This is a genomic window from Streptomyces sp. ISL-11, assembly GCF_018614525.1.
GTDB lineage: Bacteria > Actinomycetota > Actinomycetes > Streptomycetales > Streptomycetaceae > Streptomyces.
On sequence record NZ_JAGGOL010000004.1, the window covers coordinates 1 to 16,264 of the forward strand.

The 16,264-nt window shown below is 72.1% G+C and carries 13 protein-coding genes and 2 pseudogenes; 9 read left to right on the forward strand and 6 right to left on the reverse strand.

The features are described from left to right. Positions 1-35: 35 nt before the first annotated feature. Entirely contained in the window at positions 36-2,969 is a 2,934-nt protein-coding gene (locus J7E86_RS00590) for a BTAD domain-containing putative transcriptional regulator (RefSeq protein WP_215078577.1), read from the reverse strand. Between the two features lie 154 nt (positions 2,970-3,123). Between J7E86_RS00590 and J7E86_RS00595 the strand changes: the two genes are divergently transcribed. Further along, positions 3,124-4,350, forward strand: coding sequence for an amidohydrolase family protein (locus tag J7E86_RS00595; protein WP_215078579.1), 1,227 nt, complete (start codon positions 3,124-3,126; stop codon positions 4,348-4,350). Here the strand turns inward: J7E86_RS00595 and J7E86_RS00600 are convergent. The 3 genes and pseudogenes from J7E86_RS00600 to J7E86_RS31955 all read right to left on the reverse strand — a co-directional run. After that, positions 4,347-4,568: a hypothetical protein gene (locus J7E86_RS00600; protein ID WP_215078581.1), complete on the reverse strand. Its 222-nt coding sequence runs from the start codon at positions 4,566-4,568 to the stop codon at positions 4,347-4,349. The two genes, J7E86_RS00595 and J7E86_RS00600, sit on opposite strands and share 4 nt — an antisense overlap. Positions 4,569-4,600: 32 nt before the next feature. Next, complete coding sequence (locus J7E86_RS00605) at positions 4,601-5,035, reverse strand: hypothetical protein (RefSeq protein ID WP_251018478.1); 435 nt, start codon at positions 5,033-5,035, stop codon at positions 4,601-4,603. A gap of 598 nt (positions 5,036-5,633) precedes the next feature. Beyond that, positions 5,634-5,918: pseudogene (locus J7E86_RS31955) on the reverse strand (TIR domain-containing protein); the annotation flags it as partial. A gap of 195 nt (positions 5,919-6,113) precedes the next feature. Between J7E86_RS31955 and J7E86_RS00615 the strand changes: the two are divergent. The 6 genes from J7E86_RS00615 (at position 6,114) to J7E86_RS00640 (ending at position 14,288) form a co-directional block, all read left to right on the forward strand. Continuing rightward, on the forward strand, positions 6,114-7,010 hold the full coding sequence (locus J7E86_RS00615) for a DUF4231 domain-containing protein (protein ID WP_251018479.1): 897 nt from the start codon (positions 6,114-6,116) through the stop codon (positions 7,008-7,010). Positions 7,011-7,386: 376 nt separating this feature from the next. Then, the gene (locus J7E86_RS00620; RefSeq protein WP_215078587.1) at positions 7,387-8,364 is read left to right on the forward strand and encodes a TIGR03619 family F420-dependent LLM class oxidoreductase; all 978 of its coding nucleotides are present in this window, start codon (positions 7,387-7,389) and stop codon (positions 8,362-8,364) included. Positions 8,365-8,568: 204 nt separating this feature from the next. Beyond that, positions 8,569-9,357: an SDR family NAD(P)-dependent oxidoreductase gene (locus J7E86_RS00625; RefSeq protein ID WP_215078588.1), complete on the forward strand. Its 789-nt coding sequence runs from the start codon at positions 8,569-8,571 to the stop codon at positions 9,355-9,357. Positions 9,358-9,484: 127 nt separating this feature from the next. After that, a complete protein-coding gene (locus tag J7E86_RS00630; protein ID WP_215078589.1) occupies positions 9,485-10,606 on the forward strand; it encodes an LLM class flavin-dependent oxidoreductase in 1,122 nt (373 codons plus the stop codon). 143 nt (positions 10,607-10,749) lie between these two features. Then, positions 10,750-12,501 (forward strand): amidohydrolase family protein, encoded by a 1,752-nt coding sequence (locus tag J7E86_RS00635; RefSeq protein ID WP_215078591.1) that lies wholly within the window; start codon positions 10,750-10,752, stop codon positions 12,499-12,501. A gap of 227 nt (positions 12,502-12,728) precedes the next feature. Further along, positions 12,729-14,288: an APC family permease gene (locus J7E86_RS00640; protein ID WP_215078593.1), complete on the forward strand. Its 1,560-nt coding sequence runs from the start codon at positions 12,729-12,731 to the stop codon at positions 14,286-14,288. 49 nt (positions 14,289-14,337) lie between these two features. On the opposite strand, the pseudogene J7E86_RS00645 reads toward J7E86_RS00640, so the two are convergent. Together J7E86_RS00645 and J7E86_RS00650 are read right to left on the reverse strand one after the other, a co-directional pair. Continuing rightward, positions 14,338-14,634, reverse strand: a pseudogene (locus J7E86_RS00645) (VOC family protein); the annotation flags it as partial. Positions 14,635-14,736: 102 nt separating this feature from the next. Beyond that, complete coding sequence (locus tag J7E86_RS00650; protein WP_215078595.1) at positions 14,737-15,132, reverse strand: hypothetical protein; 396 nt, start codon at positions 15,130-15,132, stop codon at positions 14,737-14,739. Positions 15,133-15,301: 169 nt separating this feature from the next. Between J7E86_RS00650 and J7E86_RS30615 the strand changes: the two genes are divergently transcribed. Further along, entirely contained in the window at positions 15,302-15,490 is a 189-nt protein-coding gene (locus tag J7E86_RS30615; protein ID WP_251018480.1) for a hypothetical protein, read from the forward strand. A gap of 259 nt (positions 15,491-15,749) precedes the next feature. Beyond that, positions 15,750-16,202 (forward strand): hypothetical protein, encoded by a 453-nt coding sequence (locus J7E86_RS00660; RefSeq protein WP_251018481.1) that lies wholly within the window; start codon positions 15,750-15,752, stop codon positions 16,200-16,202. The last annotated feature ends 62 nt before the right edge of the window (positions 16,203-16,264 follow it).

A 16,264-nucleotide genomic window follows, 5' to 3' on the forward strand; every position in this document is an offset into this window, starting at 1 on the left:
CGTCCAGCCTCCCCCGAGCCCCGCCCCACCCCGCCCTACGCCGCCGTCACCACCCCCGCCAGCAACCCCCGTACATCCGCCGCCTCCGCCGAGCCCAGTTGTTCGAAGATGGACAGGGCTTCCGTCCAGCAGGCGCGGGCGCGGCCCGGCTGGCCGAGTTCGTCGAGGGAGCGGCCCAGAACGATGAGGACGTTGCCGCGGCGCCATTCGCCGCCGATGCCGCGCAGTTTCAGGGCCTGCTCGGCGTGGTGGGCCGCCGCGGCCGGGCGGCCGGCGGCCAGGTGGACCTCTGCGAGGCGGTAGTGGGTCATGCCCTCCCACAGCCGCTGCCGGTTGTCGCGGAACATCGGCAGGGCCTCGGTGAGCCGGGCGAGGGCCTCCTCGTAGCGGCCGCCGTGGGTGAGGGCGAGGCCCAGGGCGTAGAGGCCGTTGGCGAGCCGCCAGGAGACGCCGATCTCGCGGTAGAGGGCGACCGCCTGCTCGGCGAGCTCCACCGCCGAGCCGACGCGGCCGCTGTCCAGGCGTACGCGCGAGAGGTTGCTGAGGGCGCTGGCCTCGCCGGGGCGGTTGCCGTCGGCGCGGAAGGCGGTGAGGGCCTGGCGCACGTACGTCTCGGCGTCCTCGTGCCGGTGTTCGTAGATGGCGATGATGGCGCGGATGTTGGGTGCGTAGCAGCAGGGGATCGGGTCGCCGCAGGAGCGCCCGAGCAGGCCCGCGTGGCGGGCCTGCTCGTCGGCCAGTTCGAACCGGCCTCCGATGCTGTGCACGTGGGCGAGGATGTAGCGGGCGCGCCCTTCGGCCCGGGTGTTGCCGGCTTCCTTGGTGGCGGCCAGCAGGGACGCGGCGGCCTGTTCGTACAGGCGCGAGTCGGCACCGGACTCCGCGAGGTCCTTTGCCGCCAGCAGCAGGTCGACGGCGCGGCTCAGGGTGCCGCCGGTGCCGCCCGCGTGCTGCCGTACGCACGCCAGCAGGCACCCGGCCTCGGCGAACAGCCAGTCGCCCGCGGCGGCGTGGTCGGTGAAGGTCAGCCCCGGGTGGGTGGTGGGCGACAGGTGGACGAGGAGCTGGTCGCCGGGGCGTTCCTGGACGTACACGCCCGCCGCCGTCGTCAGATAGAAGTCCAGCAGCCGCGACATGGCGGCCTCGCGCTCGGCGGGCGGCTGCTCGTCGCGGTCGGCGCATGCACGCGCGTAGAGGCGTACGAGGTCGTGGAAGCGGTACCGGCCCGGCGCCGCGGATTCCAGGAGCGAGGTGTCGACCAGGGACTCCAGCAGTTCCTCGGTGTCGTCGAGGCCCAGGTCGAGCACGGCGGCGGCCGCGGCGAGCGAGAGGTCGGGGCCGTCGGCGAGGCCGAGGAGGCGGAACGCGCGGGCCTGGGCGGGCTCCAGCTGGCCGTAGCCGAGCTCGAAGGTCGCCTTGACGGCGAGGTCGCCGGCGCGCAGCTCGTCCAGGCGGCGGCGCTCGTCGCCGAGCTTGCGGGCGAGGACCGAGACCGTCCAGGTGCGGCGGGCGGCGAGCCGGGAGGCGGCGATGCGGATGGCGAGCGGCAGGAAGCCGCAGGCCGCCACCACGTCCATGGCGGCGTCGCGCTCCGCGCCGACCCGCTCGGCGCCGACGATGCGCGTGAAGAGGACCAGCGCCTCGTCCGGGCTCATCACGTCGAGGTCGACGAGGTGCGCGCCGGCGAGGTCGACCATGCGGGCGCGGCTGGTGACGAGCGCCGCGCAGCCCTCGGTGCCGGGCAGCAGCGGGCGGATCTGGGCGGCGTCGCGGGCGTTGTCCAGCAGGGTGAGGACGCGGCGGCCGTCGAGGGTGGAGCGGAAGAGCGCGGCGCGTTCCTCCAGGCCCTCCGGAATGGCGGCGTCGGCGATGCCCAGCGCCCGCAGGAACGATCCGAGGACGGCCTCCGGCTCGGCCGGTACGGGCCCGGCGCCCTGGAGGTCGACGTACAGCTGGCCGTCCGGGAAGTGGTGCCGGGCGGCGTGCGCGACGTGCACGGCGAGCGTGGTCTTGCCGACGCCGCCGATGCCCGCGACCGCGGACACCGCCATGATGCGGCCCTCCGCCGTGGCGAGCTGGTCGCTGAGCTCGTCCACGAAGGTGCCGCGGCCGGTGAAGTCCGAGACGGTCGCCGGGAGCTGCGCGGGCCGGATGAAGGCGGGGCCGGCACCGGGCCGGTCGGCCGGGGACAGGTGCAGGGCGAGGTCGGCGTCGGCCTGGAGGATGCGCTGCTGGAGCTCGGCGAGCTCGGGGCAGGGGTCGACGCCCAGCTCGTCGGCGAGCAGCCGGCGGGTGTCGGCGTAGACGGCGAGGGCCTCGGCCTGGCGGCCGCTGCGGTAGAGGGCGAGCATCAGCAGTTCGCGCAGCCGCTCGCGCAGCGGGTGGGCGGCGGTCAGGGCGGTGAGCTCGGAGACGGCCTCGGCGTGGGCGCCGACCTCCAGGTCGAGGTCCAGGCGGGTCTCGGTGAGGGAGAGCCGCCACTCCTCCAGCCGGGTGCGCTGGGTCTCGGCGTACGGGCCGGGCAGGCCGGCCAGCGGTTCGCCGTCCCAGACGTCGAGGGCCTCGTTGATCAGGTCGCGGGCACGGGTGCGGTCCCCGGCGGCGCGGGCCTTCTCGGCCTCGGTGGCGAGCCGCTCGGCGTGGTCGATGTCGAGGCAGTCGTGCCCGACCCGTATCGCGTAGCCGCCGGACTCGCTGACCAGGGCGGCGGCGTCGGGCCCGAACGCCTTGCGGAGCCGGGAGGCGTACGTGCGCAGTGCCGCGAGCGCGGCGTGCGGCGGTTCCTCGCCCCACAGCGCGTCCACTAGCTCGGGCGCGGTGGCCGTGCGCCCTCCGCGCAGCAGCAGGGCCGCGAGGAGCGCCCGCTGCTGGGGCGAACCGGTCTGGAGCAGTACCCCGCCGCGCCGGGCCCGGACGGGCCCGAGCACGGTGAAGCGCAGCTGCTGCCCGTGCCCTGTGTCGCCGGCCATTGTGACCCCCTGCTTGTCCCGCTCGGTCGCACCGGCCAGTCTGCCTTGTTCACGGCCTCCGCGTCAGCAGGGGTCCGGCCTCTCCACAAGGCCTGCCAAGGACCGCCTCACCAACGTGCTGACGGTTCGTCAGATCGTCGCTACCGTGTCAGCCATGGCGAGCTTCCCCAGGATCATCTCGGTGGACGATCACACGGTCGAGCCTCCCGACGTCTGGCGGGACCGACTTCCGGCGAAGTATCACGACGTCGGACCGCGAATCGTACGGGCGCCCGTCAAGGAAATGACCTTCGTCGGCGGACGGTTCGCACCCGTCATGGGCGCGTCCGGCGACGACGGCCCGATGGCGGACTGGTGGATCTATGAGGATTTGCACCGTCCGCTCACGCGGCTTGATTCCGCCGTCGGATTCTCCAGGGATGACATCAGGCTGGAAGGAATCACCTACGACGGCATGCGACCCGGGTCCTACAGCGTGCCGCAACGATTGGCCGATATGGACCGTAACCATGTCCAGTCCGCGCTCTGCTTCCCCACCTTCCCCCGCTTCTGCGGCCAGACGTTCACCGAGGCCAAGGACCGCGAACTCGCTCTGCTGGGCATCCGCGCCTACAACGACTGGATGGTCGAGGAATGGTGCGGCCCCGACGCGCGCGGCCGCCTGATCCCGCTCGCCATCGTCCCCCTCTGGGACGCGGGCCTGGCCGCCGCCGAGGTGCGCCGCAACGCCGACCGGGGCGTGCGCGCGGTCTGCTTCTCCGAGATACCGCCGCACCTGGGCCTGCCGTCCATCCACACCGACGCCTGGGACCCCTTCCTGCGCGCCTGCGACGAGACCGGCACGGTCATCGCCATGCACATCGGCTCCTCCTCCCGCATGCCCTCCACCTCCCCCGACGCACCGCCCGCCGTCAGCTCCACCATCACCTTCGCCAACTGCTGCTTCTCCCTGACCGACTGGCTGATGTCGGGCACGTTCGACCGCTTCCCGCGGCTGCGCGTGATGTACGCCGAGGGGCAGATCGGCTGGATCCCGTACGTCCTGGAGCGCGCGGACGTGGTCTGGCGCGAGAACCGCGGCTGGGGCGGCGTCGCCGACAAGGTCCTGCGCCCGCCTTCCGAACTCTTCGCCACGCACGTGTACGGCTGCTTCTTCGACGACGCGTTCGGGCTCCGCAACCTGCCGGCCATCGGGGAGGGCAACGTCCTGTACGAGACGGACTACCCGCACTCCGACTCCACGTGGCCCCGGTCCCGGGAGGTCGCGGAGGAACAGATGGGGCACCTGGCGGCGGACGTGGTGGAACGGATCGTCCGGGGCAACGCGATCGAGCTGCTGGGGCTGACGGGGGAGGGGCTCTGGGCGGGGGCGCGAACCTAAGGGCATGTGCGGCGGGAGGGGCGGGTGGTTCCTACGTAGCGGTGCCACTCGGCGTCGGTGAGGTCGCGGCCGGCGATGCGGCACAAGCCCTCGATCCATGACGTCTCCGACAGGTCCCAGGACAGCACCTCGCCGGCCTCGGTGACGGTCCACAAGGTGCCCCCATCGGGGGTGAAGGCCATGCCGGTCTGGTCACCGGTCCCCACCATTCCGTTCATCGACCCGGTCGCCTTGGGAACGGTGAAGCCGCTCAGCCGGTCCCCGTGCTCCGCCCCCACTGGGTGACGGTGCCGTCGGAGGCGAGGGTGACGACCTTTCTGCCGTCGGCGCTCACCTGTACGTGCCTGGCCCCGGCCCCGTCCGAACGCCACCGGAAGCGGCGTGCGCCGATGTCCCAGCGAGCGAATGTACGCGCGGCACCCACGAGGTACAGCGAGCGCCCGTCCTCGGACAGGAAGAGGTCCTCGACTCGCTCCCCGCCGAAGGGAACCGTCTGGAGTACGCGCCCGGACGCCACGTCATGGACGGACACGTCACCCTTGATGCCGGCGACCGCGGCCATGCGGCCGTCTCCGCCCAGGGCACCCAGGAGACCGTTGTACCGGGCGGATGCGTCCCCCTTGACGGTGGTCCGTGCGCGGCCCGTCGAGGTGTCCACGATGTGCGCCGCTCCGTCGGCCGTCATCGCGGCGACCGTTCCGTAGCGGCGAGGCGCGAGCGCGGTGACGGAACGGGCGTTCGTGCCCTTCTCCGAAGGAAGCCGGACGGTCGCCCGCTTCTGTGGATGCTCGCCGGAGACATCCCAGACGTCGACAGACTGCTCCGAGCCGGCGTAGAGAGTCTTCCCGTCGGTGCTGTACGCCAGAGAGGCGGGTCTGGTCCCGCGCCCTGTCCCGCTGCTGGAAGGCGATGACCGAGGTGGTGCCGGCCGCGACGGCCAGTGCCGTGATGGCGGCCACCGCACCCCGCGTGAACCGCCGGACCCTGCGGTGCTGGGTGACGTCCTCGCCGATGAGGTCTTCCTTGGGGCGACCGTGCAGCGGCGCGGCCAGGTCGGCGACGCACTTCTGGAAGCGGGGGTCCCGCAGCGAGCCGCTGTCCTCCTCCGTCATCCACCGAAGATCCACCCACCGGGGCTCCTCGGTGAACGCGCCCTCCAGAGCGCGCGGCAGGCAGTCGGTCCGGTCCCAGTCGAAGTCCCCTTCCCCGTGGTTCCAGGCCAGTTCGCCACCGGTCACGACGATCAGTAAGTGACGGGCCCGAGAACCCGCCCGCCACCATGCGATCTCCTTGGCCACCCAGGGCGAGCGGGCGGCTTCCGGGGAGGCGAGCAGGATGAAGGTCCCGGAACCGGAAAGGTTCCGCTCGACCTCGCCCCACAAGGACGGGTTGGCCGAGAGCGAGGCGTTGTCGAGGAAGATCCGGAGCGCCCGCAACTGCCGCCAATTGCGGGCGAAATTCTGTAATCCGCGTCTCAGATGCGCGGACTTGGCGCTGTCGGCCGCGTGGCTGTACGAGATGAACCCGTCGTAGCGGAAACTCCCCTGGCCGGCAGGTGCGTCATCCATCGCCTTGCCTCCCCCTCGCTCATGACCCGGGCGGCGGTCGTTGTCCGTTCATCCCACTGTCGAAACGAACCGAAACTGCGGGCGAACGGAAGGGTGCGGAGGCGGCGTGCTCGTCCGCACCTCCCTGGCGGCCTCGTTCCGCTGAAACACCCGTTCCCCGGACGCCGCCCCCTTTGCCGCCGTAAACTCCCCGCGTTGCGCGAGGGGCTGGGGGCCGGCGTGAGCGGTGAGCTGATTCTGGGGGACGGCGATTTCCCCGTGGTGTTCCGGGCTGCCGACACCGCCTCCATCGCGGGGCAGCGGCGCTATATGTCCGTCACCAAATGGCGGCTCGTGCTGGCGGTCCTCGCCGCCGTGGGCGCGGCGTTCAGCATGACCGCCGCCGTGGCGGCGGTGCTCGTGGCGTTCGTCGGCACCGTCTGCCTCGAAGTGTGGATGCTGGCGGAACGCCCGGAGCAGTCCTGGTACGACGGGCGGGCCCTCGCGGAGTCCACCAAGACGCTGGCCTGGCGGTACGCGGTGGCGGGCAAACCGTTCCCCGCGCAGTTGCAGGGCGAGGCCGCCGCCCGGAAGTTCCACGAGCGGCTGGAGGTGCTGCTGCGCGAGGCGCCGGTCAGCAGCATCGCCCCCGTCGGCTCGATGGCCGCCACCGATGCCATGAACCGCCTGCGGGACAGCCCCTTCCAGGCCCGCAAGGACGCCTATCTCAAGGGCCGCATCGAGGACCAGCAGCGGTGGTACGGCACGAAGGCCGCGCTCAACACCACCCTCGCCCACCGCTGGCGCCTGGTCCTGATCGCCGTCGAGGGGCTCGGCGTCGTGGCCGCGGCCCTGCGGCTCCTCGGATGGGTGGAGTTCGACCTGCCCGGCGTACTGGCGGCGGTGCTGGGAGCCGGGGCGGCGTGGTTCGCGGTGCGGCAGTACGAGGCGCTCGGGCGGGCGTACACCTTCGCGGCCACCGAGCTGAGCATCGTCCACCAGCGGCTCACCCTCACCACCGACGAGGCCGCCTGGTCGCGCGAGGTCGCCGACGCGGAAGAGGCGATCAGCCGCGAGCACACCATGTGGAGGGCCGCGCGGGGCACGGTGTAGTGCCCGCCGGCCTAGGCCGTGTCCGGCGGATCTTCGGCTGCGGGCCGTCCTTGCCGCCTGCGGCGGCGGGCGCCCTGCGGGCGCGTCCTCAAACCCCCAGCTACCGCTGGGAGGTGCCCCCAGACGGGCTTGATTCGGCTGGGCTCAGCCACAATCATGCCCGTTGGGGGCACCCCCAGCGGTAGCTGGGGGAGTTTGAGGACACCGCCGCGCAGCGGTGGTGCGCACGACACGGCCCGCAGCCGCCCGCTCACAATGATCCGCCGGACACGGCCTAAGGCCGTCCACTCCCCACCCTTGCCTGCCGGTCCGTAAGCCAAGAGCATGGCCGCACACCACAGTATGTGACGTAACGTCAGAATCGCGTGGAGGTGCCATGGGTACCAGCACCGGCGTCGGCAGTGGACTGCGGGTCCTGCCCGAGGGGCGGTTGTCGTACGGAATGCAGCTGCCCATCACCTCGCTCAGCACCCTCTACGCCGAACCCTGGGAGGTCGAGGCCGGCCCCTCCGACCTGCGGGAGATCGCCCGTACCGCCGACCGGCTCGGCTTCGCGTACCTCGCCACCTGCGACCACGTCGCCGTCCCCACGCGCCTGGCCGCCGCCATGGGCACGGTCTGGTACGACCCCGTGGCCACCCTCGCCCACCTCGCCGCCGTCACCGAGCGCACGCTGCTGCTCAGCCACGTCACCGTGGCCGCGCTGCGGCACCCGCTCGCCCTCGCCAAGCAGTACGCCACCGTCGACCGGCTCGCGGCCGGGCGGCTCGTCCTCGGGGTCGGCGCCGGGCACGTACGCGAGGAGTTCGAGGCGCTCGGGGTGGACTTCGGGCGGCGCGGGGCGATCCTCGACGAGACGATCGACGCCCTCAAGGCCGCTCTCGGCCCGGCCGAGTTCCCCGAGTTCAGCGGCCGCCGCTTCGCCTTCCGCGGCCTCGGGCAGGCACCCCGGCCCGTCCGTACGCCCCGGCCGCCCGTCTGGGTCGGCGGATCGTCGCCGGCCGCGCTGCGCCGGGCCGCCCTGCGCGGCGACGGCTGGCTCTCGCAGGGCGACCGCCGCGAGGAACTGCCCCACCGCGTCGCCACGCTGCGCCGGCTCCGCGAGGAGGCGGCCCTCGACGGGCCGTTCGCCGTCGGCGCGATCGCCGAGCCGCTGTACGTCGGCACGCCCGCGTGGGACACGGGCACGGGCACGCTGACCGGCAGGGCGGGGACGCTGGCGGAGTCGCTGCGGGTGTACGCGGGAATGGGCGTGGACCAGATCCAGGTGCGGTTTCGCTGCCGCGGGCTGCGTGAACTCTTGGATCAGATGGAGGTGTTCGCGACGGGGGTGGCGCCGTTGCTCTGTGATTAGGGGTGGCCGGCGGGCCTTTGGCCGCGGGCCGTGTCGTCCGCACCACCGCTGCGCGGCGGTGTCCTCAAGCGCCGGACGGGCTGAAAGGGCTGAGCCCGTCCGCAATCCAGCCCGTTGGGGGCACCCCCAGCGGTAGCCGGGGGAGTTTGAGGGCGCGCCCGCAGGGCGCTCGCCGCCACACGCCGACAGGAAAGGACGGACCCCATGGGCAAACTCGACAGCCGCGTCGTGCTCGTCACCGGCGCCGCGCGCGGGCAAGGTGAGCAGGAGGCGCGGCTCTTCGTCGCCGAGGGTGCGAAGGTCGTGCTCGCGGACGTCCTGGACGAGCGGGGGCGGGCCGTCGCGGAGGAGCTGGGTGCGGACACGGCGGCGTACGTGCACCTGGACGTGGGCGAGGAGGCGGACTGGAGCGCGGGCGTCGCGGCCGCGAAGGAGCGGTTCGGCAGGCTCGACGGGCTGGTCAACAACGCCGGCATCCTCCGCTACAACGAGCTGGTCGCCACTCCGCTCGAGGAGTTCCTGGAGGTCGTACGGGTCAATCAGCTCGGCACCTTCCTCGGCATGCGCGCGGCCGCGCCCGAGCTGGCGGCGGCCGGTGGCGGGACGATCGTCAACACCGCCTCGTACGTCGCGCTGTCCGGCCTGGCCCTCCTCACCTCCTACGCGGCGAGCAAGGCGGCCGTCGTCGCGATGACGCGCGTGGCGGCGCTGGAACTCGCCGACCGGGGGATCCGGGTCAACGCCATGTGCCCGGGCGCCATCGACACCGCGATGATCAACCCGGCCCGCCTCGACCCCGCCGCCGACCCCGTACGGGCCGCCGAGGCCACCGCCGAGCTCTACCGGAAGGTGGTGCCGCTGGGGCGCGCGGGACGGCCGGAGGAGGTGGCGCGGCTGGCGCTGTTCCTGACGGCGGACGACTCCTCGTACGCCACCGGGCAGCCGTTCGTCCTGGACGGGGGGTGGCTTGCGGGGGCGCGGCTGTTTCCGTGAGCCGTCGCACCCGGCCGCCGCGCAGGCGCCCCCGCCCGCTCTCTTGACGCTCCAAGGTGCCGGTGCCAGAGTCTCCCCAACTGATCTGACGTACCGTCAGAATTGTAGGGACGGACGGTGAACCTCCTTGGAATTCGGACTCTTCGTTCAAGGCTATGTACCGGCGAGCCGGTCGCGCACCGACCCCGACGCCGAGCATCACGCGCTGCTGGAGGAGACGGAGTACGTCATCCAGGCCGACCGGTCCGGCTTCAAGTACGCGTGGGCCTCCGAGCACCACTTCCTGGACGAGTACTCGCACCTCTCCGCCAACGACGTCTTCCTCGGCTACCTCGCGCACGCGACCGACCGCATCCACCTCGGCTCCGGGATCTTCAATCCCCTCCCGCAGGTCAACCACCCCGCCAAGGTCGCCGAAAAGGCCGCCATGCTCGACCACCTCTCCGGCGGGCGCTTCGAGTTCGGCACCGGCCGGGGCGCGGGCAGCCACGAGATCCTCGGGTTCATGCCGGGTATCACCGACATGAACCACACCAAGGAGATCTGGGAGGAGACGATCGCCGAATTCCCGAGGATGTGGCTCCAGGAGGAGTACCAGGGCTTCCAGGGCACCCACTGGTCCCTCCCGCCACGCAAGGTGCTGCCCAAGCCGTACGGGCGCGCGCACCCGGCCATGTGGTACGCGGCCGGGTCCCCCTCCTCGTACGCCATGGCGGCCCGGAAGGGGCTCGGCGTCCTCGGCTTCAGCGTCCAGAAGGTATCCGACATGGAGTGGGTGGTCGACTCCTACAAGTCGGCGATCAAGGAGGCCGAGCCGGTCGGGGCCTTCGTCAACGACAACGTCATGGTCACCTCGACCGCGATCTGCGCCGAGACCCACGCCGAGGCCGTCGCGATCGCCGCGAGCGGCGGGTTGCACTACCTCCAGTCGCTGCTCTTCCGCTACCACGACACGTTCCCCCGCCCCGAGGGGATCCCGCGCTGGCCGGAGCTGCTGCCGGAGTACAGCGAGGAGATCATCGAGCTGCTGATCGCCGAGGAGTTGATGATCTGCGGCGACCCGGACGAGGTCTTCCGGCAGTGCAAGCGGTGGGAGCAGGCGGGTGCCGACCAGCTGTCGTTCGGGCTGCCGATCGGGGTGCCGTACGAGGACACGATGCGGACGATCCGGCTGATCGGGGAGCACGTCATTCCGAAGATCGATACGGATCCCGTTCATCGCACGTCGCGGTTCCGGCGAGCGGGGTGATTCCGGGTTCCCCGTCGGCGGGGGTGCCCGGCCTGGCGGCCGGGTGTCCTCGAACTCCCCCAGCTACCGGGGCCCCCGGACGGGCTTGATGTGGGTGCGCCGCCGTCGTTCCGTGCCGCGACAGAGACCGAGGTGAGTTCCCCATGCTCGACCATCTCATCCGCCGCGCCACCGTCGTCGACGGCACCGGACGCCCCTCCTACGTCGCCGACGTGGGTATCCGCGACGGGCGGATCGCGGTGATCGGCGCTCCGGGGCGGACGCTCGTCGGGCGGGTGGGGGAGCGGGCGCGGACCGAGGAGAACGCTTCCGGGCTCGTTCTCGCGCCCGGTTTCGTCGACCCGCACACGCACTACGACGCGCAGCTCTTCTGGGACCCCTTCGCCACCCCGTCCATGAGCCACGGCGTGACCACCGTCGTCGGCGGCAACTGCGGCTTCTCCCTCGCGCCCCTCAATCCCGCGCGGCCCGCCGACGCCGACTACACCCGCCGCATGATGAGCAAGGTCGAGGGCATGTCGCTGGCCTCCCTCGAAGAGGGCGCGCCCTGGACGTGGTCGTCGTTCGGGGAGTACCTCGACGCGCTGGACGGGCGGACCGCCGTGAACGCCGGGTTCATGGTGGGCCACTGCGCGCTGCGCCGCCATGTGATGGGCCCGGACGCGGTGGGCGGGCAGCCCACGCCCGAACAACTGGCGGCGATGACCGCGCTCCTGCACGAGGCGATGGACGCCGGTGCGTGGGGGCTGTCGACGACGCGGTCGTCCACCCACTCCGACGGCGACGGCCGGCCCGTGGCCTCCCGGCACGCCCTCCCCGACGAGCTGCTCGCCCTGTGCCGTGCCGTCGGCGCGCACGAGGGCACCCAGATCGAGGCCATCGTCGCCGGCTGCCTGGACCGCTTCACGGACGCCGAGATCGACCTCCTGACGCGGATGACGGCCGCCGCCGGCCGGCCGCTGAACTGGAACGTCCTGACCATCGACGCCGCCGTCCCCGAGCGCGTGCCCCGCCAGCTCTCCGCGAGCGCCCGGGCCCGCGCCGCCGGCGGCCGGATCGTCGCGCTGACCATGCCGATCCTCACGCCCATGAACATGTCGCTCGGCACGTTCTGCGCCCTCAACCTCATCCCCGGCTGGGGCGAGGTCCTGGGCCTGCCCGTGCCGGAACGCATCGCCAGGCTGCGCGAGGAGTCCGTACGGGCCGAGCTGCTGCGGTGCGCGCACAGCGAGGAGGCCGGTGTCTTCCGCCGGCTCGCCGACTTCGGGCGGTACGTCATCGGCGACACCTACGCCAAGGAGAACGACGGCCTCACCGGGCGGGTCGTCCGCGACATCGCCGCCGAACGCGGCACCGACCCCTTCTCCTGCCTGGTCGACATCTGCGCCGCCGACGAGCTGCGTACGGTCCTGTGGCCGATGCCCACCGACAACGACCCGGCGAGCTGGGAGCTGCGCCGCCGCACCTGGGAGCACGAGGACGTCCTGCTCGGCGGCTCGGACGCGGGGGCGCACCTGGACCGGATGTGCGGCGCCCCGTACACGACGCGGTTCCTCGGCGACTGCCTGCGCGGGCGCCGGCTGGTGCCGCTGGAGACGGCCGTACGGATGCTGACCGACGATCCCGCGCGCCTCTTCGGCCTGCGCGGGCGCGGCCGGATCGCCGAGGGGTGGTGCGCCGACCTCGTGCTCTTCGACCCGGCCCGCGTCGACGCCGGCCCGGCCACGCTCGTCCACGACCTGCCGGGCGACGGCCCGCGGCTGGACTCGCGGGCGGTGGGGGTGGTGAGCGTACGGGTCAACGGCGTGGAGACCCTGCGGCACGACGTGGTGACGGGCGCGGTGCCCGGGGTGGTGCTGCGGTCGGGCCGGGACACGGAGACGGTGGGGACGTGACGGGTGCCGGGAGGGGCGCGGGAAATTTTCGAACCGGGACAAAAGGGGTTCCGGTGCGATTCCCGCAGGGAGGTGCGGAGGGCCTTGATCCTGCGAGTTACCGACCGTAACTGCACAGGTGCCTTTCTTTGCCAGGTCAACTTGCCGTCATCAAGGGCAACTTCAAGGTCCGGAAGCTGGGCCGTAAAACTCCGGATGCGGAAACAGCAGGACCTAACGTCCTGCTCATGGTTCAGGTAGACCCGCGGCCCAGGGCCGGAGACACGGTAACGAGCGTCGGCACCGACAACAGACGCACCAAGGGCCTCAGCGGCAACTCCGTCGGCCTGCTCGGCAGTGCCGTCATCGGCATCTCCACGGTCGCCCCCGTCTACTGCCTGACCTCCACCCTCGGCCCGACCGTCGGCCAGGTCGGCGTGCAGATGCCCGCGGTCTTCCTCGCCGGTTTCCTGCCGATGCTGCTGGTCGCCTTCGCCTACCGCGAGCTGAACAAGGCCGTGCCCGACTGCGGCACGTCCTTCACCTGGAGCGTCCAGGCGTTCGGACCCCGGATCGGCTGGATGTGCGGCTGGGGCCTGGTCATCGCGACGATCATCGTGCTGTCCAACCTCGCCGGGGTCGCGACGTCCTTCTTCTACCTCCTCCTCGGCGAGATCACCGGCAGCGGCACCATCGCCGCGCTCGACGGGAACCGGCCCGTCCACGTCGCGACATGCCTGGCCTTCATCGCCGTCGCCACCGCCATCAGCTACCGCGGCATGACCGCGACCAAGGGCGTGCAGTACGCGCTCGTCGGCCTGCAACTCGCCGTGCTCGCCGTCTTCGTGACCATGGCGCTCGTCAAGGCCGGTTCCGGCGAACCGGCCGGCTCCATCGACTTCTCCTGGACCTGGCTGAACCCCTTCGCCGTCCAGTCCTTCGCCGCCTTCACCGCCGGCCTCTCCCTCTCGATCTTCATGTTCTGGGGCTGGGACGCGTGCCTCACCGTCAACGAGGAGACGCAGGGCAGCGCGAAGACGCCTGGCCGCGCCGCGCTCATCGCCATGGTGGTGCTCGTCGGCTCGTACCTGCTGACCGCCGTGGCCACCCAGATGTTCGCCGGCGTCGGCGACGAGGGCACCGGCCTCGGCAACCCCGACACCGCCAGCAACGTCTTCGCCGCGCTCGCCGATCCCGTCCTGGGCACGGTCCTGGGCATCCTGCTCTTCGTCGCCGTCCTGGCGTCGGCGGCCGCCAGCCTGCAGACCACGTTCCTGCCGGTCGCCCGCACGGTGCTGGCCATGAGCGCGTACGAGGCGCTGCCGCCCTCCTTCGCCCGCGTCCACCCGCGCTTCCGCTCCCCGGGCCGCGCCACGATCGCCGCCGGCATCGCGACCGGCGTCTTCTACGCGGTCATGAGCTTCCTCAGCGAGAACGTCCTGATCGACACGGTCTACGCCCTCGGCCTCATGATCTGCTTCTACTACTCGATCACGGCCTTCGCCTGCGCCTGGTACTTCCGCGCCGACCTGCGCCGCTCGGCCCGCGACGCGCTCTTCAAGGGTGTCTTCCCGGCGGTGGGCGGCCTGCTCCTCGCGGCCGTCTTCGGCAAGACGCTCTACGACATGTGGGACCCGGCGTACGGCAGCGGGAGCTCGGTCCTCGGCGTCGGCTCCGTCTTCGTGATCGGCGTGGGGCTGCTGCTGGTGGGCGTGGTGCTGATGCTGGTGATGAGCCGCCGCAGCCCGGCGTTCTTCCGCGGCGAGGTCCTGACGCGGTCGACGCCGGCGCTGGTGGTGGAGGACTGACCGGCGTCCGGCCGGTGGGACGTGAGCGCCGGGCGGGCGGTGGGCATGGTCAGTCCTCGTGTGCCGTGATGGCGTAGCCCCCGGGACCGGCGAACGTGAACATCCTGCCGAAGGGGCCGTCCGAGGGGGCCTTGACGATGGGGGTCCCGGCGGCGTGGAGCCTGTCGTGCAGGGCCTGCGCGTCGGTGGTCCGGAACCACAGGGCGACCCCGAGGCCGGGCCGCTCGACGGCGTCGAGATCCACTCCCGGCAGCGGCTCCCGAACGGCGAACGGAACCGGCTCGGTGGCGAACACCACGGCGCCGGGCGGCGAGACGGGCGCCCGGCGCAGCCCGAGACGCTCCTCGAGCTCCTCGCCGACCTCGACCGCATGGCGGCGGCGCTCGACGACGGGGTCAGGTGACCGGCGAGGACCGGGCCGGAGGCCGGGCCCGGGTGGTCCATCCGGTCACTTCCCGGTCACCGTGACCTTCCAAGGCGAGTCGATCAAGGGGCAGAGACGGCCCGGATCGGGGCGACAGTGTCGTTGCGCGCTGATGGTGGCTTTGCCGGGACGTTCCTGATGGAAGACCGCCGACGCGCCGCCGTTCGGTGTCGTACCGCCGGCGGTATGACGGAGCACCGTGAAGTCGCTTGTCCGCGGGATGCTCCAGGTGTAGTTGAGCCCGCGTTCGCGGTAGCCGGTGAGGCGGACTTCGATGTCGTCACCCTCGCTCACGGGCACCGGCCGGCCGTCGTCCACGTTCGTGAGCACGACGCGCCGGGCCGGCTGATGCGGTGCCTGGCTGTGAGCGGCCACTGGCGCCGCCGCGGATGCCAGGGCGGTGACCAGGGCCAGCCCCATGCCCCATGGAGAGGCAGGCCACTTCATCCCCCACTTCATCCCCACGACGATCCCCTCCCCTTGACGCCGCCGGACCCGATGTCCCTCTCGACGGCAACAGCGGATCCATCCTTCCGATCGGCTCGACGTGACTGCGACGGGTGGGTTCCAAACCACCCGACCGAGCGTTGTGGCACCGGACGCCCGGCGTCCGGCCCGGCCTCCTGTCAGGGGCGAGGTTGGGGCGGGGGCGTGGCAGGAGAACGAGGCGATCTGGATCTTCACCCTGGCCGAAGCCAGGATCACCGGCATCCGGGCCGTCAGCGACCGGCTCGGCTTGTTCCTCCAGCTCGGCTGGGAGTGGCCGCAGGCCGACTGAGCCTGTCTCGTCACTCCGGTCCGGTCCGGTGCGGCGTCGAGCTGGTCGTGCAGGTCGTCACCGCCCTATGAGTACGAAGACTCATGACGTCCGCCGCGGTGCGGGAGAGGATCGGGGAATGGCGATGATCAGGAGAACGAGAGCCCGGCGCGGGATGCTGCCGGTGGCGGTGCTGGCCGTGCTGGCGGCGGGATGCGGAACACAGCAACCAGGGGGTACCGCCGACGCGTACCGGCGTTCCCATCCCACACCGACTGGGATGGCGACGCCGAGTACGCCGGTGGACCTCCCGTGCCCCGGCGAGAGCGCCACGCCGACACCACTGCCGACGGCGGACACGTCGGGCTCGGCCGCACCCGGCGACCACTATGCCGAGAACCACGGCTTCAGGGTCCCCTTCCCGCTGCACGGCCGGCGCCGCTGCGACGGGCTCGCAGCCGTCGGGCGCATCGAGGCCGCACTCGAACCGCTCCGCGAGCGCGGTGACTTCGCCCCGGAACACACCCGCAGCGCGCTCACCGGCCTCGGCTACCCCGCCGGGAAGGTGCGATCGTACGAGAACGGCCCCACCGGGGTCGGCTTCCTCATCGAGGTCGACGCCTCTCCGCTGCTGTGCGTGGAAGGCACGATGAACCCCGGCTCCACCCGGGCGGAGTCCTTCGGCGGCTACCCCGACCACTCCGGTTGCGAAACCCCCAGCGGCGGCCACTGACCAGGACCGTCCTACCGGTCGAACTTCGGTGTCACGGGTCAGCTGGGCCGCCTGTTGAGCCG